We start from the raw sequence: 24867 nt of genomic DNA on the forward strand, positions 1-24867 counted from the left end.
GTCTCGACGCCAAAACCGCCAAACGAAAGAGGGAAACGGGTTCCACAGCCGAACAACTGGCGCAGCTGCCCGAGGACATGCTCATGGCCGACACGGTCGGGCTCATCTATGACGAGGTCGAAGGACTCAACCTACTACCGCGACTTCGGCCGCCTCGACGAACTGTTCGCAGACCCCGTGCTGGCGCGCGACCGCACTCGCCTCACCCAGCTACGCGAATACCTGGATGACGACTCCGTCTCCCCGCTGGCAATCCGCCGGCTCGCGCAGCGCCACCCCGACAACGCCGATAAGGTCTTCCCCGCAAACCCGGCTTCACCTGGGCGCGGGACGGGGAGAACCTGCTCCGTCGCCGCAAGAAGGCGTTCTTCGACGAAGACCCGGCATCTCCACGGTCGGCGAACGCCTCACCGAACTGCTCCGGTGACTCACGACGTCCAGTTGGTCAGGCCGCCCCAGCCAGCTGGCATTGTCAGTGCTGACGGTGGTCGGCCCAGGTAGGTGGCATAGACGGCGTGCAGCCACGCCTCGACCGTCCCCGGCCGGAACTCCAGGTCAGCGAACGAGACGAATCCCTTGGCGTGCTGTCCCTTGCAGCGGGCACGCAGCTCGATCGTGGCGTTGTCCTCGTCGAGGCCGGTGACCACGACCGGGTTCCCCAGCAACGTGGCCTGGACCGGGAAGTCGATCTCCTCCTCCAGCACCGTCAGGAACGCGGTCATCTGCTCGTACTCGCCGTACGCGTCAGTGAGGATCACCTCGGTGTCCTCTCGCATCTGGGCTTCGGCATCCCGCTCGTCCGTCCCCAACCTGGCGAGGCGGGCGTTGATGCCAGCCTGGTCGAACGCGATCCAGGCGGGCTCGTCACTGTCCTCTACCGGCGCGTCACCGCGGCCGTCCACACAGACCGGAAGCTCGGTCGCCGGGTCGACGATCTTCTCCAGCATGATGTCGTGCCGCCAGTCGTCACCGAAGTCGTAGGTGTAGGTGACGGGTTTGCGGGCACGGGCGAACACCTCGGCCAGCGTGACCTTGCACTCGTCGTGCTCGACGTCGAAGTACGGATCGCCGTACCGGCGCCGCCCGACGGTGAACCCGTGCAGATGGTCACCCTCCCAGGCGAAGGCGACCTGGATGACCTCGTGCAACTCCCCCAGCGTGGCCGATGCCGGCATGTGCACGCGACGCCAGCACGTAGGCCGCACGTGCCGCAGGACGATCTTGAGCTGATACGTCCCGTCCTCCTGGCCGTCGTTCGTCCTGAACAACGACGCACCTCGCAAGCCGATCACCGCCATGGCCCACCGGCCCAGTGGCGTGATCCGCCGCTTTGCCGTGTTGGTGACGGCCCCGAACGCGGACAGTAACTCGACCGTCGCCTCGGCCGGATCACGCGCGCCGAACCCGCGGTCGAAGGTCTCGTGCAACCTCGCATGGATGACGGCGAGAGTGACCGCTTTCGACAGTTCCGCGCCGGTCGGCACCGGGTCGTCGGCCAACACGGTCAACGCCAGCCTGCCGATCTCGATCGCATCCGCTCCGTCATCGGCGTCGAACAGACCGGCCAGAGCCGCCGCGAACCCTCGGGCCCACAGGTCGAGCACCTCGGCAGAATTGGCGGACCGCCAGCCCGTCACGGCCGGCGTGGCCACGGCACGACCACCATCGACGGACAGCAGCCCCGAGCCAAGCGCCGCCTGCCACGGCCAGTGCAACGCCGGCACATCCGCCGCGCTGCGTACCCAGTCCGGCAACTCGACACCCAGCGCGCCACCCGCCGCTGGCACGTCCGCCCTGCGCAGCACCCCTTTGGCCGTCACCGCCCGGCCCGTGCCAACCCAACCCGCCAGGACAACTGCACCTCGCAGCGCGGCACACTCTCGCGCCGAACGAGCAAGATCGTAACCATCCACCGCACCAGGGTAGAGCGATGAAGGACACCGCGTTGGCGGCAGTGTCGGTCCGGGTGTCAGCGTGGTAGCAACCGGGGTGGTGTTGAACGATCTACAACGAGAACTGCGTGAGTTCGCCACCCAGCGGGGGCACGGTCGCGCAGATCGAAGCCACGGCGAAGGCCAAGAACCTGACGGTCCGTCACGTAGATCTCAACGGCCAGTTCCGTTGTGGCGGCAGCTCTTGTGCTACGTCGGCTGGCGACGTGGCGCTCGGCAACTATGTCAACGACAATATCTGTGAAAGAACCCATTGGTCTCAGGATCTTCGGAGTACAAGCACACGCCTTGCATTCCTCGTGTCATGAGCACTTTGTAGGTGTTACGAGCGAGTTCAAGGAATTCCTTCGCACGCACCCTTTTCACCGACGTGTCGTGGGACTCATTCGGCTGCGGCCGCCATCGCCCATCACGGACCACAAGATCTTTCCCGAAAATGACGCCCGCCCAGTCGTACTCGAACCCTTGCGCGGTGTAGACGCAGCCGACCTGACCCGAGCCGTCAGGATCGGACGCCCCGATGGCGCTCTTGCCGGAACCGGGGCCACCGCGGACCACGACCACCGTCTTGCGTCCTCGTCGAACAGCACCAACGCGGGACTGATCTCCCTCATGTACGACCACTGTTTCAGTTCGACGAGCACGTAGGATGACTGGCCGGTCTTTGGGTGAACTCCGCACAGCACCGCATCGACTCTGCGTGGGCTGTACGGAAGGCGGTGTTCAAGGAGCACCTGAACGTGCCCGAGCCCTGCGTCGCACAGCAGGTCCAGCAGCAGCGGAACGCTGTTCCGCCATGCGCCCGGTTCTCCCTCGTCCGCGCGCAGGTACTTCACGCGGGTCTGGTCCGCCAGGGTTCGCACCAGGTCTTCACGATCTGCGCGCGCCAGGTTCCACGCAGTGTCCGGTATCGACGGCAACGCCACCCCCAGGAATCACTCTTTCGAGTTAACCTGGGCAGGTTGCAACCCGCACATTCCGTAACCTGTCGGCACGCTCACCTGACCAGACCCGTCAGCTCGAGCGCATGAACACTCGCTTCTCCATCAGGACAGCACTCGCGGACGACATATCGGCGAGTCGCTCGGCCACCGTGCGCTCTGCCAGGGCCGGCGGTAGCGCCACCGAGAACTTCAGGCCGGACAACGCGTTTCGATCGACTGACGGCAGACGCAGCCGTACTTCGTCGTCGAGTGCCGTCTGGATTTCCTTGACCGTGAGACCGGACCGCAGGCGCAGTGACCGGTCACCGATCCGCTGTTGCCGATCCACCAGCTCTGGCAGGCTCACCGCGAGGCACCGGTTGGCTGCTGTGCCTGCCCACGTCCACCATCGCGTCTCGTCGTCGGCCTGCCGGATGACCGTCGCGTCGACGGTGATGTTCGCCCCATGATCGCTTCGTAGTTCCGCGATCGCGGAAATCGCACGCCGGGTGAGTGTGATGCCCTGCGGATCCGACCCACCGAGGAAGTCCCGCATGCCTCTGGCCAGTTCGAACGACACACCGCCGTTACGACCACCCCACTTCGCTTTGCCCGGCAGGTCAGTCGGTTCGACCTGGCACCGTCGGCGTTGCCAGTCGATCGAGGTGACGAGCCAACTCCGGCCGGCGAGCAGGAGCACCCGAGGTCCACCGACGCCGTCCGCGACCAGTAGGTCGTCACCGACCATGCCGATCTCGGTCCGGCCCGCGAGCACGAGGAACTGTGGAGCGGCGCTGAAGACGGCCGTCAGGTCGGAGAAGTAGCGACGACCGAACCTCCGCTCGGCCTCCCGGCCGATGACAGCCAGGTCGCCGATGGTTCGAGGTAGCCCTCGGCAACCAGGTGCTGAACGATGTCCGTACCGGAGTCGTCAAACACGGGCAGGTCGCCCCACCAGTCCCGCCAAGTGCGGGTGCCGACCACACCTTCCTGCAGGGCGAGCGCGAGGATCTGCTGAGCCATGATGTGCCGGGGCGCGGGTGGTGCCTCGACCGGCTCCACCCAGCCCTGTGACCACCGCAGCAACAGCCCACACGCGTGGGCTACCGCTTCGGTGTCCAGGCACAGGAAGAGGCAGTTCCGGTGACCGTCCCTCCGCCCGGTGCGGCCTAGTCGCTGGAGGAACGAGGCGACGGTGCGTGGCGCGTCGAGCTGGATCACCCGGTCCAGGTCGCCGACGTCGATCCCCAGCTCCAACGTCGAGGTGGCCACGATGACGCAGTCGCGCTCGGTGGCGAACGCCTCCTCGGCGCGACGGCGTTCCGTCGCGGCCAGCGACGAGTGCGACAGGAACGTCGTCACGCCCCTGGCCGTCAACGCCGCGCCCAACTCCTCCGCACGCCGCCTGCTGTCCACGAACACCAGCCGCTTCTCCCCCTGGTGCAGTAGGGAGATCACCTTCGCGGCGTTGTCGACCGAACCGACGACGCTCGGCCTGGGCGTCCCAGTCTTCCGCGGACCAGCGGCGCTTGCATTCGGGTCGTTCGATCAGGGCGAGGTCACGCCGCTTCTCGATGAGGTCGATCCTGGCCTGGACGACGCGGCGGTAGTCGTCGGGCCAGTGGTCGGGCAGTTCGGTGATCGGGATGGAACCGTGGCGGACGAACCACTGGGTGTCGGTCTCGCCCGCGGCCACGCGCCGCGCCAGGATGATCTCGAAGGCCCGCTCGCCGAGGTTGAGCGCGGGCACGGTTGCCGGGTCGGCGATCACGACGGCGGCGGCTTCCGACTCCGACAAGAGGCCGTAGCGCTGGTAAACGTCCCAGTCCAGCTCCTCCTGTTCGGCAATCATCCGGGCTCGAACGCGCTGGTACTCGTCTCTGACCTCGACCAGCCGATTCCGGCTTGGCGGCGCCTGCACGACGATTGCCTGCGGGGTACTCGCATTCAGTTGTTGTGCGAGGTCGTCGAGACGGCGGGCACGGTCCAACGGCAGTGCCTCGGACAGCGGAAACTGCTCCAGCTTCGTCCCAGTGAATTCGAAGAACCGTTCCCACGCCTGCGACTTGAACCCCTCGTTTACGCCTTGGCTTCCCTTGTCGTGGCACACCTGCTTGAGCCAGAAGCACGCGGTCGAAGAGTTGAGCACACCGAGCAACCGCAGGTGATCGTCCTCGGTCGCCCCTTCCCGCAACTTGATCACCGGAGCAGTACGAATGAAGACCTTCCCGCCTCGATCCAACACAAAATGGTTGTGCGTCGACACAAACGCGAATGCGATTGTGTCGGGGATGCGAAACCGATTGGCGAAGAACATGGAATACTCGAACCACGATCGACCGTGTTCAATTTGCGTCTTGCCAAAAGCAACCCGAGAACTCAACTGAAGGCGGTAAGGCCACAGCCAACGGATCACCGACTCATCTGGATCGGCAGCAAGGGTGTCGTCCCGATAAGGCCAGAGTGAGGCGACTGGATCGGCCAGTCGCCAGTCGCGGGTAACGTCACCTTCTACCAGCGAGCGAACAAATCGATCGGGAATGCCGTGTCGCCTGAGCGGCCCCGAACCGACCATATACACGGCGTCCTCGCGGGTGACGGCGCCAGTTCCTGGCTCTGTTCCAGTCGAACCGAGCACGTGGACGCCGGCGCGTTCGACTGCCGTCAGCAATTCGTCCGCGCCGCCGCCACTGAGAGACCATGGGTGTGCTGCCAGTCGGGACCTGGGTAGATCGACCACGGTGATCCAGTCGGACTCGCTGCCCGGGTGGTCCACCTGGGACTCGATTGCCCGCCAAACATTGCCCTCGGCCGGTACCGGGGGTTGGGATGGCTCGCCGCGGATGCCGAGTACGGCGCGGATCGTGCCGTCCAGATCGGGGCGGCGGTCGCGGCCGATGAGGATCACCGTCGGGGTGCCGTGGCCGGGGATGAACGCACCCGATGTGTCGATCACGTGGGTGAGGTCCACGCGTGGGAAGAAGTCCTCGATCAGTTTGGTGCCGAACTCACGTTTCATGAAGGCGTTCGAGGTGATCTGGCCGACGTAACCCGCGCCTCGGCCGTCTTCCTCGGCCGGGCGGGCCAGCTCGAAGAAGCGTTGGGCGAACGGAACCGTCAGTTGGTACTGGCGGTGGCAGGCGGTGTAGTACCGACGGTATTCGCGGTTCAGAGCCGGGTCCCGCATCACGATGTACGGCGGGTTGCCGACGACCACGTGATACGAGCCAATGTCCAGCAGGGTGGGGAACTCGTGGGTGTCCTCGGCGGCCAGTTGGAGTCCGGCCTCGACGTCCATGCCCTCGAACGTCTCGCGGCGGTTGGCCAGTAGGGAGTCGCCGGTGGCGATGGTTACCGCCCAGCGTTGTCCGGCTGCCTGATCGATGGTGCTGATGCCCGCCACCCGCCATGCGGCCAACATCAGGCGGAAGCGGGCGATGGCGACCGCGAACGGGTTGATGTCCACGCCGTGCACGGAGTCCAGTGCTCGGCGGGCCACCTCCGTGTCGTTCAGGCGGGTGTCGGTGCGCCACGCTTCCACCAGGCGGTCGAACGCGCCGAGCAGGAAGTGGCCCGAGCCGCAGGTCGGGTCGATCAGGCGCAGGCCCTCGTGGCCGAACTCGGCCAGTGCTGGTTCCAACGTGTACTTCAGGATGAACTTCTCGACGAACTCCGGGGTCTGGAGGAGTGCGTACTGGTCCTTTGCCCGTTCGGACAGGTCCTGGTACAGGTCGCCGAGGAAGCGGGTGTCCCATGCCTCGTCGCGGAAGTCGTGCACCAGACCGTCGGCGCGCTGAGTGCGCCAGAACCCGATGAGCGCCTTCGCGCCGTCGTGGGAGACCGGGATGCGGTAGGCGGGGTTGTGTTCCGGGTCGAACAGCATGGCGCCCGCGTCGCTTCGGCGCAGGGCGTCGAAACATGTGAGCAGCCAGTGCCGGTTGGTGTGGTCGTGGTGCGTCCGGAAGTAGGCGCTCTGCGTGTCCTGCGCGTCGGCCATCCGGTGATCCGGGCCGGACAGCATCGGGGCGATCAGCTCGTTGTCCTCGCACCAGCGGACGAACACCGTGCCGAGTACCCACGCCACCGCGGACTGGGTGACCTCACCAGCTCGCCAGGTGTCGAAGTCCGCTGCCGTGCGCTGGGCCGTCGTCGCCCGTTGGTGTGCCGCGCGCAGCCCGGTCAGTTCCTCCGGCAGTTCGCCTCGGTCGAGCTGGTCATCCAGGTCCCGCTCGATCATGCGCACCTGGTTGACCAGGTCTGCGAGAAGGGCGGGGCGATCCAACTGCGGTGCGGTCACGGGCAGCGAGTTTAGACGCCCGGTTCGTCACGCTCCGGCCCGCAACGCCGACAGGAACCCTGCCCACGCGGACGCCGGTAACTCGATCAGCCCAGCACCGGGACTCTTGGAGTCCCGAACGCCGATCACCCCGAACCTGGCGCCTATTTCAACGCAGTTTCCGCCGTTCGTGCTGCTGCAACTGGACTTACAGAACCGAACCGTGGCCCAGTCGCGGATACCGGGTGCGGTCATTCCAGTCAACTCCTCGCAGTCGCCATGACGTACTCCTCCGCCACGGTCTCCAGCAAGTTTCTCGACTCGACTGGGCCGAGCGCCACCCCTCTGAGGCGACCGAACAACTCGGCGTACCGGCGGACCGTCTCCGGCGGCTTGTCCAGATATGCGGCGTCGGAGAACATCTCCAGGTAGACGATGTCATTGGCCATCTCGTGGCCGAAGCGGAACAGCGTGAAGTCCGTGTTCAGGTGGGCATATGACCGGGCATCGAACGGGATTACCTGAAGCGTCACGTTCGGCAGCATCGCCACCTCGGTCAGGTGCCGCAGTTGCTCGGCCATCACCGCCGGTCCGCCGATCCTCCGGCGCAGCGCTGACTCGCTCAGCACGAACGCGAAACGAGCCGGGTTCTCTCGCGTGAGCAGTTGGCGGCGGTCCGCACGAACGCGCAGGGTGTCGTCCACTATCCGGTCGGCCGGGTCGACCTCCTGTGCGTCGAACATCGCCCGGATGTAGTCGTCAGTTTGCAGGATGCCCGGCACGATCTCCGTGCCTACTTCCATGATCTCGCTCGCGTCGGCTTCCAGGTCGCGGAAGGCTCGGAACCAGCGGGGGCCGAGGTAGAGGGTGGTCTCGCTGGCTGGTCTGCCGCGCTTCGGCTTGGCTGTGCGGTTCAGCTCCCGGCACCACACCTGGTCCTTCTCCGACGCCCCGTAAAGCTCCAGCAACGCGTCCAGGTCGGTTCGGTCTATGCCGATCTTGCCGGACTCCACTCGGCTGACCTTGTTGCCCTGCTTGCCCAGACGCGTGGCCGCCTCGTCCTGCGTCAGGCCGGCGATCTCGCGTAGGCGCAACAGCTCGGCGCCGAGCAGCCGCCGCTGCATGCTGATCGACCTCGAAGGGCTCGTCATGACGCGGATCCTCTCATGACCGGTCACGCTGCGTAGCTCCAGGGCGTTCACCCATTTTGGCGACTATACATATTGGAGTTACAGATTAACGTCCTTAGCAGCTAGAAGCAGCGTTCACGTCGAATAGCGACGATACACAACGAAGGACTCGCCTCTCACCGGGCAGCGATCACCCCACGGTCACCGTTCCCGCATGCCTCCCACGGCGGGAACGGCCCCGGCGAGCGACGCGGCGTCGAGCGGATGACGACGAACGACCAACGTCCACGCTCCGCGCTCGCCGCCGGCCGGTGGTGGGGCCGGTACCCGCACCGCCGGCCCCACCACCTCACCCTCACCCACGGACACGCACCCACGGACACGGACACGGATGGAGAAACCCAATGACCGCATTCCTCGACCACGGGGGCCGGCACGCGCTGCACCAGCAGGTGCCCGATCTCGGCGCGCTGGCCCCCATCTGCGGCGAGCACGAGTTCGCCGCGATCGTGGCACGGATGGTCGCCGACGAGGCACCCAGACTGTTCGCCGTCGTGCAGGAGTACGGCGAACGTGTCGACGCGGTGATCGCCGCATGGGGCATGGCCTTCGACGACCACTCCGAGATCGTCACCCATCAACGGCGGCTGAGCGTGCGCGCTCCGGAGAACGCACTGCGCATGTTCACCGTCGGCGATCACATCCGGGCCCGCCTGGTGTGGTTCGACCCGGACGCGGCCACCCCCGTCGGAGACGAATTCCCCAGGTGAACGCCGCTGTCACGCTGCTTCGCGCGTGTCGAAGTGGTGCAGTGTGTTCCGTTGGGGCTCCCGGGCGGGATCGATCCATGGAGGTGGGATGAAGTGGGGGATGCCGTCGATCATGCGAGCCGTCCACCCACCCTGGTGGACCAGCGTGTGGTGGTAGCCGCACAGCAGCGCGGTGTTGTCGATCGACGTCGCCCCGCCGTCGGACCAGTGCACGAGATGGTGGGCGTCGCACCATTCGGGTGGGCGGTCGCAGCCCGGTGCGACGCAGCCCCGGTCGCGTGCGATCAACGCCCGTCGCAGTGGGCCGGTGACCAGCCGCTGGCGGCGGCCGACATCCAGCGGCTGGGAACCGCCTCTCATCACGATGGGAATGATCTCGGCGTCACAACAGATCCGGCGAGCGGTCTGGATCGACACCGTGCCACCCCAGTCCAGGTCCACCACTCCGGTGTGGCGCCGCAGTTCGGCGATGTCGACGGTGAGGCCGACGTGTGGCCGCACGCCACCCTCGACCGGCAGCGTGCCCGCGTTCAGCACCCGCCGGGCGAGTTCGACCAGCGCGTCCGCGCGCCGCTTGGCCGCGGAACGCTTGTCCTGCGGCAACGGCTTCGCCAGCGGCGACAACGCCGACCGCAACACCGCGGCCCCCTCGGCGGACAACCGTCCCCGTACTCGGATCACTCCTTCGGAGTCCTGGGTGAGCGACAGCTCCATCCGCTCCGCCGTGTTCCGCTCCGAACGCAGCACGCCGTCGGGGTCGAGATGGGCGCGGATGCGCACGGCCAGCCTGCCGAGCTGGCTCGGGTCGAACCGCCGCGCCTCGCCCACCAACCGCTGCTCGACCTCGACACGGACGGAAGGCGCCACGTCGTCGGGCAGCTCCCGGAGAGTGCGTCGCACTACCCCGAGTTGTTCCTCGCTCAGCGTTCCCGACCGCAACGCCGCCGCGGCACCCGGCAGCCGCGACACCACGCGCGAACCCGAGACGGTCGTCGAGGAGCACACGTCCGTCGCGTCCTCGACCCGACGCCTGGCGGCCCGCGGCGAGAGCCGCAGCAGCTGGCGCAACAACACGGCCGTCGACGAAACCCCTTGCCTCCCGGCCAGTCCGCGTGAGTCGACCTCCTTGGTCACCGCCAGCGTGACCGCGTACAGCTGCCGCGACCACGCCTCGATCCGCCGTACCGACGCGAGCAGCTCGTCGTCGGACAGCCGATCCCAGTGCCGGCCCAACAGCTCGGCGATGACCTTGTCCACACGAGCATCTTATCGAACAGGCGATCGAACGCCCAGCGATGTCACCGGTGTGGGTGACGAGGGCTTCTTCCACCTGCGGGTGCGGCATACTTGGTGCCACCACGAACCACGAGCGGAACAGGGATGTCATGACCGCGGATCCGATGCCCGACTGGCTTCGCCCGCCACCGCGCGGGTTCACCGCCGATGACCTCGACCGGCTGACCGACTTGCCACCGCACACCGAACTGATCGACGGGAGCCTCGTCTTCGTGAGTCCGCAGACGGCGTTCCATCTGCTCACCATGGGTCTCCTGGAAACCGGGCTGCGCCGCTGTGCACCCGACACCGTGCGAGTGCGGCGGGAGATGACAGTCACCCTCGACAAACGTCAGCGTCCTGAACCGGATGTCCTTGTCATCGACGCGTCCGCGGCCGGTGACCTGGACCAGACGACCTACCAGGCCGCTGACGTCGTCCTGGCTGTCGAAGTGGTGTCCGCGGACTCCGAGCGCCGCGACCGGGAACGCAAGCCCCAGCTCTACGCACAAGCCGGAATCCGGCACTTCTGGCGAGTCGAGAACGTGGCCGGGCGTGCCGCCGTGTACGTCTACGAACTCGACCCGGCCACCCGCGCCTACGCGCTGACCGGAATCCACCACGATCAGCTGGCGCTCACCGTGCCGTTCGACATCGACATCGACATGACCGAGCTCGACAAGCTGTGATCGACGCGCCCGGCCCCGACGCCCTCAGGCCGCGCCGGTGTGTGCCTCGAGCCAGGCCGACGTGCCGACGACCCACTCCTCCGGGGTGCCCTGCGGCAGGGTGAACGGGCCGATGTGCGGGTGCTGCCGTTCGTTCTCGGCGGGGCAGAGCAGGACCAACGTGTCCGGACCGTCGTCGCTGCCGCCGTACCTGGCGTGCTCGATCAGCCGGTTGAGCAGCACGGCCCCCGCGGGGTAACGGCCGAGTGGGGTCAGCCCGTCCAGCGCGAGCACCCGTGGGCCTGCCAACTCCTCGGCGAGCGCGTCGAACGTCCTGGTCAGCAGCCGTGACAGGTTCAGCTGGTCGCGGCTGCCGGGCTCGGCGGCGTCCGCACGCAGCACCACCCCGAAGTCCGTGATGGCCGCCGACGACGCCTGAGCACGCAGGATCCGCACGAACATCGCGGAAACGTCGAACACCGGCACCCCCACGATGTCCTCGACCCGCGCGCGAGCCTTGCCGGCCCGACGCGGCCGGAAGGTGACGAACCGGACACCCCCGTGCCGAACGGCGTCGGAAAGCCGGGCAGGCGCGTCGGCGGTGGCGCTGCCCTCGACCAGCGGCTGCCCACCGGACGACGAGTCGGACCGCGACCGTGGAGCAACTCCGGTCACCGATACCGACCGGGGCAGGAACCGTTCGCCGGTCCAGTGCAGCTCGAACCCCGCACGCCCGCACAGGTCCCACAGCGCACGGCCGGTGGGCAGCGGGGCCAGGCCGGGGAACCGACTGGTCACCCGCTGCCGGAGATCCGAATCGGGCAGACCCTCGACGGGCAGCCCGGCACCGGCCTGTGCCAGCCGGAGCGCACGTGCCGGGTCGAGGTCACGGGGATACAGCTCCATGCGCGCGTTGGACAGCACCGTGCCGGACGCGGACGCGGCCAGCTGCACCAGACGACGCTCACCCCACACCCAGTCCACCTGCCTGGCGCGGTCCAGCAACCTGCGGACCACCGCCGTCGGTGTCGGCAGCGGGTCCTCGCCCGCCAGTTCCTTCGCCGCGTCACCCAGGTCGGCGGCGAGGTCCAGCAGCAGCGTGTCCGACACCGTGTCCAGCGGTTCCTCGTCCGTCGCCTGCAGTGCCACCAGGATCCGGCCGTGGTGTCGCCGGATCGCGAACCGGGGCTCGTCGGCCAGCACGTCCCGCTCGAACACCGCCCGGCACACCGCGTAGGCGAACGGCAGGCGGTGGGCCATGGGCACGGTGTCCACGCAGCCGTGCAGGCCCAGAAGCCGCTCGGCCAGTTCCTCCGCGGTCGCCACCCGCCGCAGCCCGGTCAGGGCCTCGACCAACTCGTCGTGCAGCGCCTTCAGGTACTCGTTCCTGGCCCACGCCTTCCGCCGAGCGGAAAGCACCTGGGCGATGCGGCCGTTGGTCAGCCCACAACGACCAGCGACCTCGACGTTCGTCGGCCATCGCTGGTCGGGCAGCTCGCCGGTGTCGTCCGGGAGGCCGAGCAGCAACCGTGTGATCGCCACCTGGCTGTCCTCGCGGCGCCTCGGTGCCGGCACCAGCGACGGCACGATCCGGTCCAGCGGGGTGGTGAGAGCGTCGCCGACGGACGGGCCGTCCTCCCCTGAGCTGCCGAGCAGTGACCTGCGCCACTGGGTGTGCCGGTTCACCAACTCCTGCCGGGTGCGTTTGGACAGTCCTCGCGCGTTCCACAGCGTCCGGTACGGCAGGTCGATCAGGTCACCGACCGTCTGTGTGCCGAGCCGTTGCGCGACCGCGACCGCCCGTGGCGACAGGCCGGCCGCGTCGAGCGCCGTGTCCAGCTTCGCCCGCCCGGCCGCCTCGTCCCGCAGCTCACCCGGGTCCTCCGACTCGGAGCGCGAGTTGGTCGCGGGACCGGTCTCGTCGACAGTGGTGAAGACCCGTTGCCATGCCGCCCGCATCTCCGCCATGGACTTGTGGCGCCGGTCGGCGTCGCGGTGCAGGGCCGTGCTGAGGAACTCGGCGAGCTGGTCACGCAGCGGTGCGGCGAACAGCTCGCTGGACAGCACGACGTCGCCACCGAACATCGGGTCGGTGCCGTCCGCGTTCCAGCTCGGCAGCTCCAGGCTCGCCATCTCGTGCAGCGTCACCGCGGCGGCGTAGCGTTCGGCGGCCGCGTCGTACACCGGCCGCCGGACGCCGTCCAGGAACGGATCGACGTAGCCACGGGTGCCCGCCTGCAGATCGGATGCCGGCACACCCGCCAGGGAAAAGTCGAACAGGACCAGGCTGTTGCCCAGCTTGGGATGTTTCCGGACACCGAGGTTGTCCGGCTTGATGTCGCGGTGGAACACCTGCTTGCGCTCCAGGTAGCCGAGCACGTCCAGCAGTTGGTCGCCGTAGCGCTGGAGCTGGTCCGGAAGCAGCGCGCCCTCGGTGCGCAGCACCTGGGCCAGTGTGTGCGGTCCCGCGAAGTCGAGTTCGATCGCGTGCCGCTCGCCCACCGGGAACAGGGCACGGCGCAGGCCGACAAGATGATCGTGCCGCAGGTCCAGGAGCGCGGCGTGCTCGTCCATCAGCCGCAGCGCGGCGTCCTCCGACCGCGACACCTTGAGGACCGAGTCCCAGCCGTCCCGGTCGACCTTGAACGCGCGTGCCGTGGCGCCGGTGCCGAGAACCTGCACCACCCGGTACTCGGTGTCACCGAGGTAGTCGCCTGCGACCGCGTCCCACGGGTCGGGCGTGCGCGGCTTGGCGTCCTCACCCACCGGTTGGGCCAGCGCCTCGTCCAACTGGGCGATGACGTCGTCGAGGTCGGCGAACCGATCCGCCACCACCGGGGCGGTACACATCGAGATCAGCGCGAGCAGGTCGTCGGGGATACCGTCGACGACAGCCGACGGGTGTAGGCCTCCCTCGGCCCGCAGCCGCGCCTTGAGCTCGGCGCGGTCCGCGGCCGGCGGCTGGCCCGTGAACAGCAGGTACCCGACCGCACCGACGCCGAACACATCCAGCGGCACACCGGCTTCCGCCACGTCGAACTCCGGCGCGAGGTAGGGCTCCGCGCCTCGGTCCACGTGCCCGGCGGCTCCAGTGGTCGGCACCAGCCGGTGCACGGTGTCCGGACCGGACAGGCCACGCGCGGCCGCCTGCCACTCGCCCACCCGCAGCACCGGACGCGTCCAGTCCGTCCCGGTCGGTTCCACCACGATCGCCCGAGGCGACAGCGCACGGTGCACCAGCCGCCGCTCGTGGGCGTAGCGGACCGCCTCCGCGAGCTGGCGGAACATGTCCACCTTGGTCGGCAGGTCCAGTTCGTCCTGGTGACGGGCGAGGTAGTGGTCCAGGCGCATGGCGTCCCGCGCCTGATCGATGATCAGTGCCGGGCCAAGCGGGTGACTCTCCAACTCGTCCGGCGGCAGCAGCCCGGGATGCCGCATGCCCCGGCACGCCTGGTACTCGCGTTGGGCGGCCTGGGTGATCGACCGCTTCTTGTCGGGGTCGGCCGCGCGTTCGTACAGGTAGATCCGAACCCGCCGGTGTTCCCCCGGCAGGTCCTCCCGGCCGGCGTGGTGGTCCTGCCAGGTTGGACCGGTCTCGTAGGGTCGCTCGTCGATCCGCCACCGGCCGACGGTCACCATCCGCTCGCTGGGCCTGATGCCGACCTGACGCAGCAGCCGGTCGACCGCGTTGAAGAACTGCGGAGCGGGCGGTTGTCTGGTCGGCGGTGCCAGCAGCAGGTCCGAGCCAATCCGGGGCAGGCCGTTGTGGCCGTCCTCCGGGCCGTAGACACCCGCCCGGTGGCCGTCCTCGAGGTCACATGTCATTCCACGTTCTGTCAGGAAGACAGCCGCGGACAGGAAGGGGACGGGAATTCGTTCCCGTTTGGCCTGGTTGCCCAGCAGCTTCTTCAGCTCCTTGGCCTTCTGGTCCGCGCCAAAGAGGGGATGGTCGAAGGTGGCGCCGCCTTGGGTGATCCACGTGCCGTGCCTGCTGCGCACCCGGCCGCGAATATTCTTGAGCTCGAGGAGGTACAGCCCGCTCGGCACGGCGACGAGCAGGTCCACCTCCCGAGGATGACCACGGGGGGAGATGAAGGTGAAGTTCGACCACGCCTGGTAGGGGTACCGGTCCGGGAGCAGCGCACGAACCTGCGCGAGACCTGCCCGCTCATGGTCGAAGTCGGACAGCGCGATCTCGTGCCATCGCGTCGACCCCTCGTCCACCGTCAGCCCCTCTCCGATCCGCTGACCACCGTGGTCGAAACTACCCGATACCACCCATCCGACCCGAATCCAAGGGCGTCACGGCCGAACATGGCGAGAGTTCAGCTTGCGTGTTGACCGGGCTGTTTGTCGGTTCACGAGTCAACAGGTGATTCAACCGTCAGGTCCCAGGCCGTCCTGAGAATGTCGATCAAGTTCCGCTGCCGCTTTTCCAGCACCTCAGGTGTCCAGCTCTCTGTTGCGATTACCTGTGTGGTCAGAGGGAAGTTGGACACCGACTTCGACGTGAAGTACTTCGACTTCTTGGTGGTGAAGTCGAAGTACTTCGCCTCGGAGTTCTTGCTGCGGCTCAGGAGGACGAGATTGGCCAGCTGGTGGGTCCAGTGGTCTCGCTCGCCGCGGGTGAAGAGCTGCGCTCATTCCTGTGCGTCGTTGGCCGGCGCAACTCCCGCCTCCAGCACGGCAGGCCACCGTCATGTCGGCCGAATGTCGCGTCACGTTACCTACCGGGTGACGTCGACTTGGTGTTGTTAACGCCAGAGGGATCCGTGGCGACGGTCCTCCTGGTGACCGACTGGTCCGCGAATCCCACACCGCTGAGAGCACCATGACGACTTCCACATTCCGCCTGGCCGAGCTCGACGACGAGCGGCTGGGCATCGAACTCCTTCATCCGCCGGCCATGTTCTACGCGCTCGTGCACAACAACGTGCCGGTCGTCCATCACCTGCGGGTGCGGAACGACGGCGGGACCAACCTTCGTGACGTCGAGGTCAGGATGGAGCTTGTCGGGCCGGACGGGACGTTGGCCGGGCCGTGGACGCGGCGGGTGCCTGTCATTCCGGCGTTCGGCGAGGTCGGCTGGGACGAGTTCGGTGACTTCAGCCCTGCCACCGCCGCGCTCGTGCATGTCGATGAGGCTTTTCCGGTCACCTACGAGGTGACGGTCACGGCTTCCGGCGTCGAACCCGCTCGGCTCGTCGCGCCGTCCCGAGTTCTCGCGCACAACGAGTGGCAGAACTCTCCCGCGCTGTACGACTCGATCGCGGCGTTCGTGCAGCCGAACACCGACTCGGTGAACGTGGTGCTGCGTGCGGCGTCGACCCTCCTGCGTGCGCGGACCGGGTCGGGCTCTCTCCAGGGCTATCAGGCCGGGCCGCGGCGGGCGGCGGAGATCGGCGCCGCGGTCTACGAGGCGCTGCGCGAGCTGGGGATCAATTACGTCGGCAGTCCCGCGTCGTTCGAGGACACCGGGCAGAAGATCCGCACCACCGCGGCGGTGTTGCGGGAACGGCTCGGCAACTGCGTGGACCTGTCGGTGACCTATGCCGCGTGTCTCGAGGCTACCGGGCTCCACCCACTGGTCTGGATCATCGAGAGGCACGCGTTCGCGGGGTTCTTCCTCAGCGAGGACCGTCTTCCCGAGACGGTCTCGCTCGATCCGGCGCAGATGATCAATGTGGTCGAGTCGGGCACTGCAGTGGCGGTGGAGCTGACCGGTGTCGGGCCTGGCGCGGATTCCGTCGCGTTCGCCGAGGCAACTCGGCTCGGTCGAGCGCACCTGCGTGGGTCTGCCGCGTTGTTCGGGATGGTCGACATCCGGCTCGCGCACCGGACCGGCATCCAGCCGTTGCCGTCCACCGACCCGCGGCCGGCGTGGCCGGTCGAGGAACCGGCCGTGCCGGCGACCGGCGCCAGTCTTGCGTTGCCGGCCGAGCTGGAGGCGAGCGGCGCGCTGGACCAGGAGGAGAACCTCGAGGTCGAGGCGGCCGACGACGGTGCGCCCGCCAGGATCGCCGCGTGGCGTCGGGCGTTGCTCGACCTCAGTCTGCGCAACCCGTTGCTGAAGCTGCCAAAGCGGGGTAAGGGACTCGATCTCCACGTGCCGGCCGGCTCACTGGCGGTGCTCGACGACCTCGTCCACAGCGGCAAGGCCATCGACGTCGTCGCGCAGGACAACATCAGTGGTGTACACGAACTCCAGGGGGTGCGCCGGGTCCAGGACCTGCCCGACGAGGTGACCGAACAGGAACTCGCCAAGGATCGGCGGATCTACGGGGCGGTCACACAGTCCTCCTACGTGGCGCGGATGCGCGGGCTGCAGCGGGACGCCAGGACCCTCCAGCAGGAGACGGGCAGTAACTACCTTTACCTCACCCTCGGCTCGCTGGTGCACCCGACACCGTCCGGGGACGCCCACGCCCCGCTGTTCCTGCTGCCTGTCCGCATCGAAGGCGGTGCGGGCAACCGGCCCTACACAGTTCTGATCGACGGCGCCGAAGTGGCCGCGCCCAACCACTGCCTCGTCCAGTGGTTGCGGGTCAAGCACGGCGTGTGGATCGCCGAGCTGGAGCAGCCGATCCTGGACGACGACGGGATCGACATCGACGCCTCGTTCCGCGCGATCAAGAAGGCGTTGGTCGACAACCACCTCAACTACCGGGTGGATGAGACCGCCAGTCTGCGGCTGCTCCAGTTCTCGACGTTTCAGATGTGGCGTGACCTCACCGAGCACTGGCAGGTCTTCACCCGCAACGCCGTCGTCCGGCACCTCGTCGAGAGGTCCGGTCAGCCGATGTCGGCCGACGAGCCGGCGACCACCGTCGACGAGAGCGCGTTGTTCCTGCCGATCGCCGCGGACGGGTCGCAGATGCGGGCCGTCGAGCTGGCGGCCGGCGGCCGGTCGTTCGTGCTGGAGGGGCCACCCGGGACCGGCAAGTCGCAGACGATCACCAACCTGATCGCGCACGCGACTGCCTCGGGTAAGTCGGTGCTGTTCGTCGCGGAGAAGCAGGCGGCGCTCGACGTGGTGAAGCGGCGGCTGGCCGCTGTCGGACTCGAGCCGTTCTGCCTCGACCTGCACGGCCGCAAGCAGACCGCCCGCAGCATCCACGCCCAGCTCAAGGCCGCTCACGAGGCGCTGGCCGACGACGACCAGCACGCCTGGCAGTCCATCGAGGCGGCCTACCGAGCGCGTGTCGCCGCGCTGCGGGAGTATCCCGAACGGCTCCACGCCGAGAACTCGGCCGGCTTCTCAGCATGGTCGGCCTACTCCGCTCTCCTCGCACAGGAACCAGGCGACCGGGCGGTCATACTTGCCACGTTCTTCGCGCTCTCACAACAGCAGCGCGCCGACGTCACGGAAGCCGCCCGTGCCCTGCCGGCGATCGCAAGCGCTGCCCGGCCGCGACACGACCACCCGTGGCGAATCAGTGGTCGCCGCACGGTGGCCGACCTGCCCGCCCAGGTTCTCACCGGCATGGCGACCGGCCTCGAACGGCTCCGCACCGAGTTCGGGCAGTACTCCGAACAACTGCGTCGCAGCATCGCGGAGCTGCCGCATCCGAGCCACGTGCTGGAGGCGGTACCCGCCGCCAAGCTCGCCGTACAGGGCCGGCTGCCGGACGCCTCGGCCACCACTGCCGCCGAACAGCGCGGTTGGGACGCCATCGCCGAGGCCGCGATCCAGCAGGTGCGTGCCCTGCACACGGAGCACCGCGCGATCCTGTCCGTCCTCCGCCCGGAGTTCTTCACCGACCCCGCGTTCGACGTGATCACCGCACAGGCCGCAGTCGCCAACAAGGGCCTGTTCGGGCGTAAGAAGCGCAGAACCGCGCTCGCCGAAGCACTCCAGCCGTTCGTCACCAGCAGTGTTGACCAGGCCGCAGTGATCGACACGGTCACCGCGGCGGCAGCCGCGCAGGACGCCGCCCGGCGCGCCGCCGACGCCGTCCACTCCGTTCCCGGCTGCACCGTCCCGTCGGACTGGTGGCCCACCCGGCCCGGCGCGACAGGTGTGGTCGCCGACGCACGCGACGCGCTCGTGATCTCGCGGGAACTGCACCGTACCCGGCCTGCACTGTGGACCGCAGTGCACCGGCTCGGCCGCCACGTGCCGGACCTCGACGCGTTCGCCCGGTTGTGGACAGGCTGGCTCGGTGTGCTCGCGACCTCGGACGCTGACTTCGCGCGCTGGTCAGCTGACCTGGGGTGGGTCGAGGCGTGGCACGCCGACGGCCCACGTTGGCACGCGGACATCACGGCGGGCGGGGCACGACCGGTCCAGCGGTGGGGTGCGGTACTGACACAGACCGACGTGCTCGCAGCGGCCGGGCTCAACGAGTTCCGCCGACAGGTCCTCGACGGCTCGCTCGACGCCGCCGATATCGAGCAGGCGTTCCATCGCGGCGTCGCCGCCGCGGCGTTGGACGAACGGCTGCACGCGAACGATCTGGAGTACTTCGACGCCGGCGCGCACCAGGACGACGTGGCCGACTACCTCCGCCTCGGCGCCCGCGTCCGCGAGCAGTTGCCCGAGCGCCTCGCGGCCGGGCTCGTCGCCCACCGGCAGCGGATCCACCCACGCTTCCGCGCGGAGGCAGGGGAGCTGGTCCGACGGTTGAACAGCAGGCGGGACCGCCTGTCCTTCCGCGAAGCCTGCGCAGACCAGTTCGAGATCGTCACCGGCCTCACCCCGTGCTTCCTCATGAGCCCGGCGTCGGCGGCGACGTTCCTCGAACCGGGGTCGGCGCATTTCGACATCGTCGTGTTCGACGAGGCGTCCCAGATCCGGGTCGCACAGGCGGTCGGGGTGATGGGACGGGCAAGCTCGGTAGTCGTGGTCGGCGACTCCAAGCAGATGCCACCGACCAGCGTCATGGAAGCTGCCCACGCCGACGAGGAGGACAACCCGGCCGTGCCGGAGGACCTGGACAGCATCCTCGCCGAGTGCGTCGAGTCCGGACTTCCGCGTGAGTCGCTGACCTGGCATTACCGCAGCACCGACGAGTCGCTCATCTCCTTCTCCAACACCCACTACTACGACGACAAGCTCGCGAGCCTGCCGTCCCCCGGCGGGGACCCGGCAGCCGGCATCTCATGGCGCCGGGTCGACGGCCACTACGACCGCGGCACCCGCGCCAGCCGCACCAACCGGGTGGAGGCGGAGGCGATCGTCGCGGAGATCTCCCGGCTGCTCGCCGATCCGCGGACCGCCGACCGGTCGGTCGGAGTGATCACGTTCAACGTCCAGCAGCGCGACCTTCTGCTGAACCTGGTCGAGGAAAGCATCGATCCCCGCGTTCAGGCCGCACTCGCCAGGGACGACGGGGAGGCGCTGTTCGTCAAGAACCTCGAGAACGTCCAGGGCGACGAGCGGGACGTGATCCTGTTCTCCCTCGCGTTCTCCATCGATCCCAAGACCGGTCAGCTGCCGTTGAACTTCGGGCCGCTGTCGAATCAGGGCGGCGAGCGACGGCTGAACGTCGCGATCACCCGTGCCCGGACCCAGGTGATCCTGTTCAGCTCGTTCGCCCCCAAGGACATCGACCTCACCCGCACCACCGCACTCGGGACCCGGCACCTGCGTGCCTACCTCGAACAGGCGGCGAACGGTGTCGCCAGCTCGGGCGACGTGATCAGCCGCAAGGACGTACGCAGAGACCGGGTGGCCGAGGAGCTCGCCACGGCTCTCCGCGAGCGCGGCCACGAGGTCGCGGTCCACTTCGGACTGTCTCACTTCACCGTCGACCTCGCGGTCCGGCGTGCAGGTTCCGCGCGATGGTCGACGGCGGTCCTGCTCGACGGCCAAGCGTGGGCACAGCGCCCCACAGTCGCCGACCGCGACGCCGCACCCCAGTTGCTCGAAAGGCTCATGGGCTGGCCGGCAGTGTGCCGGGTCTGGTTGCCGCAGTGGCTCAACGACCGGGACACCGTGCTGGCCAACATCGAAGAACTGCTCGCCGAACCGGCGCCGGCCGCCGACGACAGCCCACCGGGTGAGGCGACTGGCAGAATAGCGGTGCGACCGGAGTTCAGTAGCTCGCCAGCCAGGCAATCCACCGCTGTGGTCCCGCTACGAGTGCCGGCACCAGCGCTGCAACGTGCGGTCACCCCGCAACGACCCACGGTCGGGGTGGACTCGCCAAGGGATTTCGTGCCCTACCGTCCCACCCAGATCGGCACGCCGGAGGACATCGACGCACTCACGCGCGACCACCGGGTGCAACAGCTGGTGCGCGAGTCCCTAGAAGAGGCGATCGAGTCCGAAGGGCCCATCGAGGTCGATCGGTTGGGGCACAACGGACGAGCGTATGCCAGACGATGCGGCCTTTGTCGGCCCTGGCTCCACCAGCACAGCCGCTCGGCACGTGATGCGGCCGACACCCTGCACCGGTGGCTCCAACTGATGGTGACCCACGTACACCCTGCCCCGGCTCATGGCGAGACATCAGCACCTCGATCGACCCTTCCCGCCGACGACGCCGCCGAATGAACCAGCAGATGCTGGCAGGTGCGTGCCCGAGATGCTCCCGAGAGGGTCCACGCCACCCACCACGAGCCGACACCACCCGGCATTGGCAGGTGAGCACGACGTGCTGAAACGGCATCATGCGGCATCATTCGACACAACCCGACATACCCCCGATCGGCCTCTTAACCAGCGGGTTCGGGGTTCGGGTCCCTGGCGGTGTACACAGTGGGATCGGCGTCGACCGGCAGGTCCTCCACAGGATCTTGTCGGTCGGCGCCGATTTCGTGTCGGTGCGGTGACCTGGGAGCCAATCGCACCTCGTCCCTCCACTGGGAACTGTCCGTCCCGTCACCCGCTTGGGCGCACAGAGGCGGGAACATCGGGGCACCGCAGGCGGCGACGACCTCGGCAACGACACCGAACCCACGAGGTACCGACCCCGCGGCTGGTTGTTTCGTCAGTCGAGGACGTACGACGTACTTCATGGGAAATCGGAGTTACGGCGACTTCCGGCCCTGGCGATCAACGGCTTGCGGAAGCCTTCGAATCTGCCCCTGAATGAACGGTTTCCCTGATCTGGGCGAACGAGCCCCGCACAAGGCCAGGCGACACTTCATCGCCCGACGCCGTGGCGCGAAGTCGCGTACGCACCTCTCGCGATCGGTACACGCGCACGCTCCTCTGCATGACGGCATCGAGGACAGTCCGCGTCTTTCCGATCATGGTGACCAAGATCACAGAAGGATCTGGGCCGGTCGCAAGGAACGACCGCACCACCCGAAAGCGGATGACACGGACCAAGAACCGGCACGAGCGCAGGACATGCCGAACAGCCCACGGAGCAGGTGCGCGCCGAGGGCCTGGGCCGCGAGGTACGCGCCGCCGGATCGCGGTACGGAGTGGTCGCGAGCGTCCTACCGGCAACAAAACAACAGCGTCCCGGTTTTCGGGCGCGTTTGGCAGCAACAGGTCACCCGTATGGGCGCGGCGATCACGGGACCATCCGGTCCAATGCGGACTGTGAGCGCGGTCTCGACCCAATGAATCAGTGGGCCGTCAATCGGAAAACGTCCGTTCCGACTATCGCGAATAAATGTCGGGTCTGGACAACTGGTCAGAAAACAGGTCATGGAAGCCTTGATGCACCCTCCTGTCAAGACCTGAATCGAAAAAGACCAGGTGAAGCGGTGCACGTGGGAAAGGTGCACACATGCCTTGCCCGTGGCGAGTCAGTGCCACTACCATGACGCCCGCGTCAGGCCCGCCTTTTACCTCTGCGTAGAGCGTTCATATTTGCCGCAATGTCGCAAATTGATTCGCCAGAATACTGTCATGGAAGGAGTTCCCCGGGGGAAGTCGATGTGAGATTGGGGGTTCTGTGTATTTTGTGACGCCGGAGAGGAATTAATGAATAAGCCATTCTATGGCGGGTCAACTGCGCGTCGTCTCCGTCTCAACCGGTTCTTTCGGAACAATCCTCAGCGGACGATGATCGTCCCCTTGGACCACTCGCTGACCGGTGGACCCATTCCGGGTGGCGGCAACGGTCTCAACACGCTGGTCGGTCAGCTCGCCGTCAACGGCGCGGACGCGGTGGTGCTCCACAAAGGAAACATCCGGTTCGTTGACCCCGCCTGGTTCAAGCAGCTCTCGCTGATCGTCCACCTGAGCGCCAGCACGGTGCACGCCCCCGACCCCGACGACAAGGTGCTCGTCGGGACGGTCGAGGAAGCCCTGCGGCTCGGTGCCGACGCCGTCAGCGTCCACGTGAACGTCGGCTCGCGCGAGGAGGCGCGGCAGATCTCCGACCTCGGGATCGTCGCGGAGGCCTGCGACCGCTGGAACGTGCCCATCCTGGCGATGATGTACCCACGCGGCCCGCACGTCGCGAACCCGACCGACCCCGAGCTTGTCGCACACGCCATCACCCTCGCCGCCGAGCTGGGTGTGGACCTGGTCAAGACCTACTACGTCGGCTCCGTCTCGAAGATGCAGGAGATCACCGCCCAGTCGCCGGTGCCGATCGTCGCGGCGGGCGGACCGCGTGCGGGTGACCAGGACGCCCTCATGGACTTCGTCGACGAGGTCCTCCTCGGCGGTGCCGCCGGGCTTGCCGTCGGCCGCAACATCTTCGAGGCCGCGAACCCCGGCGCCCTCACCCGCAGGCTCGCCGAACGAGTACACGGTGACCTGGTGCCCTCCGCTCCCCCCGAGTTCCGCACCTGGTCCGTGGAGTCCATTCCCCTCCTGGTCCCCACCGCCACCAGACGTGGCGAAAGAGAAGGATCCTCGCTATGAAGCTCACCTGGGTCGACGTCCGCGCATCCGCAGCCAGAGCGGCGATTCTGGAAGAGTCGCTGCACCAGCGGGTGGACGCCGTGGTGTCCGACGCGGTCGCGGACTTCGAAGGGCTGCCCCCCACGGTCAAGAAGGTGCTGTTCCCGCAGGGCACCACGCTTCCCGAGGACCTCGGCCAGACCGACATCGTGATCGTCGTCCCCGAGGAGCACGGCCTGCCCGAGGAGCTCGCCGCCGCCCACCCCGAGGTCGAGTTCGGCCGGTACGTCGAGATCAAGGACCCGGCCACACTGGACGAGGCCTGCCAGTCGGCCAACGTCTACCCGTGGAGCCTGCTGTACTTCCGCGACCCCACGAAGATCCCGCTGGAGATCGTCATCGCCGCCGCGGCGCGGGCGACCGGCAGCCTGATCACCATCGCCAAGGACGTGGAGGAGGCCGAGATCATCTTCGGTGTCCTCGAGCACGGCTCCGACGGCGTCATGCTCGCGCCGAAGGCCGTCGGCGACGCCACCGGGCTGAAGTCCGCGTCCGTCGTGGACAGCCCGGCGCTGGAGCTGGTCGAGCTGACCGTCACCGCGACCACCCACGTCGGCATGGGCGAGCGCGCCTGCGTCGACACCTGCACGCACTTCCGCGAGGACGAGGGCATCCTCGTCGGCTCGCACTCCAAGGGCATGATCCTGTGCGTCAGCGAGACCCACCCGCTGCCGTACATGCCGACGCGGCCGTTCCGGGTCAACGCGGGCGCGATCCACTCATACACGCTGTCGCAGAACGAGCGGACCAACTACCTCAGCGAGCTGAAGTCCGGCAGCAAGGTCACCGCGGTCGACGTCAAGGGCCGCACCCGCGTCGTCACCGTGGGCCGGGTCAAGATCGAGAGCCGGCCGCTCATCTCCGTCGACGCGCAGGCGCCCAACGGGCAGACCGTCAACCTCATCCTCCAGGATGACTGGCACGTCAGGGTTTTCGGGCCCGGTGGCCAGGTGCTGAACAGCACCGAGCTCAAGCCGGGCGACACCCTCCTCGGATACCTGCCGCTGGCGGACCGGCACGTCGGCTACCCGATCAACGAATTCTGCCTGGAGAAATGAC

At 67.8% G+C, this 24867-nt stretch carries 13 protein-coding genes and 2 pseudogenes; 5 read left to right on the forward strand and 10 right to left on the reverse strand.

Annotated features, from left to right (window positions below):
• Positions 1-428 precede the first annotated feature (428 nt).
• From CLV71_RS15320 to CLV71_RS15350, 7 genes and pseudogenes are all read right to left on the reverse strand, one after another.
• Positions 429-1820: a plasmid pRiA4b ORF-3 family protein gene (locus CLV71_RS15320; protein ID WP_133903425.1), complete on the reverse strand. Its 1392-nt coding sequence runs from the start codon at positions 1818-1820 to the stop codon at positions 429-431.
• 357 nt (positions 1821-2177) lie between these two features.
• Positions 2178-2516 carry a DNA/RNA helicase domain-containing protein gene (locus tag CLV71_RS49295; RefSeq protein ID WP_341771569.1) on the reverse strand — a complete coding sequence of 113 codons (339 nt, stop codon included), beginning with the start codon at positions 2514-2516 and terminating at the stop codon, positions 2178-2180.
• A gap of 450 nt (positions 2517-2966) precedes the next feature.
• The gene (locus tag CLV71_RS50430; RefSeq protein WP_341771571.1) at positions 2967-3650 is read right to left on the reverse strand and encodes a hypothetical protein; all 684 of its coding nucleotides are present in this window, start codon (positions 3648-3650) and stop codon (positions 2967-2969) included.
• A gap of 32 nt (positions 3651-3682) precedes the next feature.
• The gene (locus CLV71_RS50435) at positions 3683-4333 is read right to left on the reverse strand and encodes a helicase-related protein (RefSeq protein ID WP_341771598.1); all 651 of its coding nucleotides are present in this window, start codon (positions 4331-4333) and stop codon (positions 3683-3685) included.
• Between the two features lie 88 nt (positions 4334-4421).
• A pseudogene (gene pglX, locus CLV71_RS49300) lies at positions 4422-7112 on the reverse strand (BREX-2 system adenine-specific DNA-methyltransferase PglX); the annotation flags it as partial.
• A gap of 87 nt (positions 7113-7199) precedes the next feature.
• The gene (locus CLV71_RS15345) at positions 7200-7406 is read right to left on the reverse strand and encodes a DUF397 domain-containing protein (RefSeq protein WP_133903429.1); all 207 of its coding nucleotides are present in this window, start codon (positions 7404-7406) and stop codon (positions 7200-7202) included.
• 5 nt (positions 7407-7411) lie between these two features.
• Positions 7412-8302, reverse strand: a complete 891-nt coding sequence (locus CLV71_RS15350) for a helix-turn-helix domain-containing protein (protein WP_133903430.1) — start codon at positions 8300-8302, stop codon at positions 7412-7414.
• A 383-nt stretch (positions 8303-8685) separates the two neighbouring features.
• On the opposite strand from CLV71_RS15350, the gene CLV71_RS15355 reads away from it, so the two are divergent.
• Positions 8686-9051 carry a hypothetical protein gene (locus CLV71_RS15355; protein WP_243866478.1) on the forward strand — a complete coding sequence of 122 codons (366 nt, stop codon included), beginning with the start codon at positions 8686-8688 and terminating at the stop codon, positions 9049-9051.
• A gap of 9 nt (positions 9052-9060) precedes the next feature.
• Here the strand turns inward: CLV71_RS15355 and CLV71_RS15360 are convergent, their stop codons facing one another.
• Positions 9061-10308, reverse strand: a complete 1248-nt coding sequence (locus CLV71_RS15360) for an HNH endonuclease signature motif containing protein (protein WP_133903431.1) — start codon at positions 10306-10308, stop codon at positions 9061-9063.
• Positions 10309-10436: 128 nt separating this feature from the next.
• Here CLV71_RS15360 and CLV71_RS15365 point away from each other — a divergent pair, with 128 nt between their 5' ends.
• Positions 10437-11015 (forward strand): Uma2 family endonuclease, encoded by a 579-nt coding sequence (locus CLV71_RS15365; RefSeq protein WP_133903432.1) that lies wholly within the window; start codon positions 10437-10439, stop codon positions 11013-11015.
• Positions 11016-11039: 24 nt separating this feature from the next.
• On the opposite strand, the gene pglW is transcribed toward CLV71_RS15365, so the two are convergent.
• Together pglW and CLV71_RS50650 are read right to left on the reverse strand one after the other, a co-directional pair.
• Positions 11040-15218: a BREX system serine/threonine kinase PglW gene (gene pglW, locus CLV71_RS15370; RefSeq protein ID WP_166664107.1), complete on the reverse strand. Its 4179-nt coding sequence runs from the start codon at positions 15216-15218 to the stop codon at positions 11040-11042.
• A gap of 134 nt (positions 15219-15352) precedes the next feature.
• Positions 15353-15610 (reverse strand): annotated as a pseudogene (locus CLV71_RS50650) (HNH endonuclease family protein); the annotation flags it as partial.
• 215 nt (positions 15611-15825) lie between these two features.
• Between CLV71_RS50650 and CLV71_RS15380 the strand changes: the two are divergent.
• The 3 genes from CLV71_RS15380 (at position 15826) to CLV71_RS15390 (ending at position 24866) form a co-directional block, all read left to right on the forward strand.
• Positions 15826-21492, forward strand: coding sequence for a DUF4011 domain-containing protein (locus CLV71_RS15380; protein WP_133903434.1), 5667 nt, complete (start codon positions 15826-15828; stop codon positions 21490-21492).
• A gap of 1386 nt (positions 21493-22878) precedes the next feature.
• Positions 22879-23769, forward strand: coding sequence for a 2-amino-3,7-dideoxy-D-threo-hept-6-ulosonate synthase (locus CLV71_RS15385; protein ID WP_133903435.1), 891 nt, complete (start codon positions 22879-22881; stop codon positions 23767-23769).
• The gene (locus CLV71_RS15390; RefSeq protein WP_133903436.1) at positions 23766-24866 is read left to right on the forward strand and encodes a 3-dehydroquinate synthase II; all 1101 of its coding nucleotides are present in this window, start codon (positions 23766-23768) and stop codon (positions 24864-24866) included. The genes CLV71_RS15385 and CLV71_RS15390 overlap by 4 nt, the downstream gene beginning before the upstream one ends.
• Position 24867: the final 1 nt, after the last annotated feature.

Origin of the sequence: Actinophytocola oryzae, assembly GCF_004364325.1 — a bacterium.
GTDB classification, from domain to species: Bacteria; Actinomycetota; Actinomycetes; order Mycobacteriales; family Pseudonocardiaceae; genus Actinophytocola; species Actinophytocola oryzae.

What these genes read in the sequence shown, in the direction of transcription:
- CLV71_RS15345 (WP_133903429.1), bottom strand. Translation starts at nt 7,406, where the DNA reads ATGACCGCACCCGGTATCCGCGACTGGGCCACGGTTCGGTTCTGTAAG.
- CLV71_RS15350 (WP_133903430.1), bottom strand. Translation starts at nt 8,302, where the DNA reads ATGACGAGCCCTTCGAGGTCGATCAGCATGCAGCGGCGGCTGCTCGGC.
- CLV71_RS15355 (WP_243866478.1), top strand. Translation starts at nt 8,686, where the DNA reads ATGACCGCATTCCTCGACCACGGGGGCCGGCACGCGCTGCACCAGCAG.
- CLV71_RS15365 (WP_133903432.1), top strand. Translation starts at nt 10,437, where the DNA reads ATGACCGCGGATCCGATGCCCGACTGGCTTCGCCCGCCACCGCGCGGG.
- CLV71_RS15380 (WP_133903434.1), top strand. Translation starts at nt 15,826, where the DNA reads ATGACGACTTCCACATTCCGCCTGGCCGAGCTCGACGACGAGCGGCTG.
- CLV71_RS15385 (WP_133903435.1), top strand. Translation starts at nt 22,879, where the DNA reads ATGAATAAGCCATTCTATGGCGGGTCAACTGCGCGTCGTCTCCGTCTC.
- CLV71_RS15390 (WP_133903436.1), top strand. Translation starts at nt 23,766, where the DNA reads ATGAAGCTCACCTGGGTCGACGTCCGCGCATCCGCAGCCAGAGCGGCG.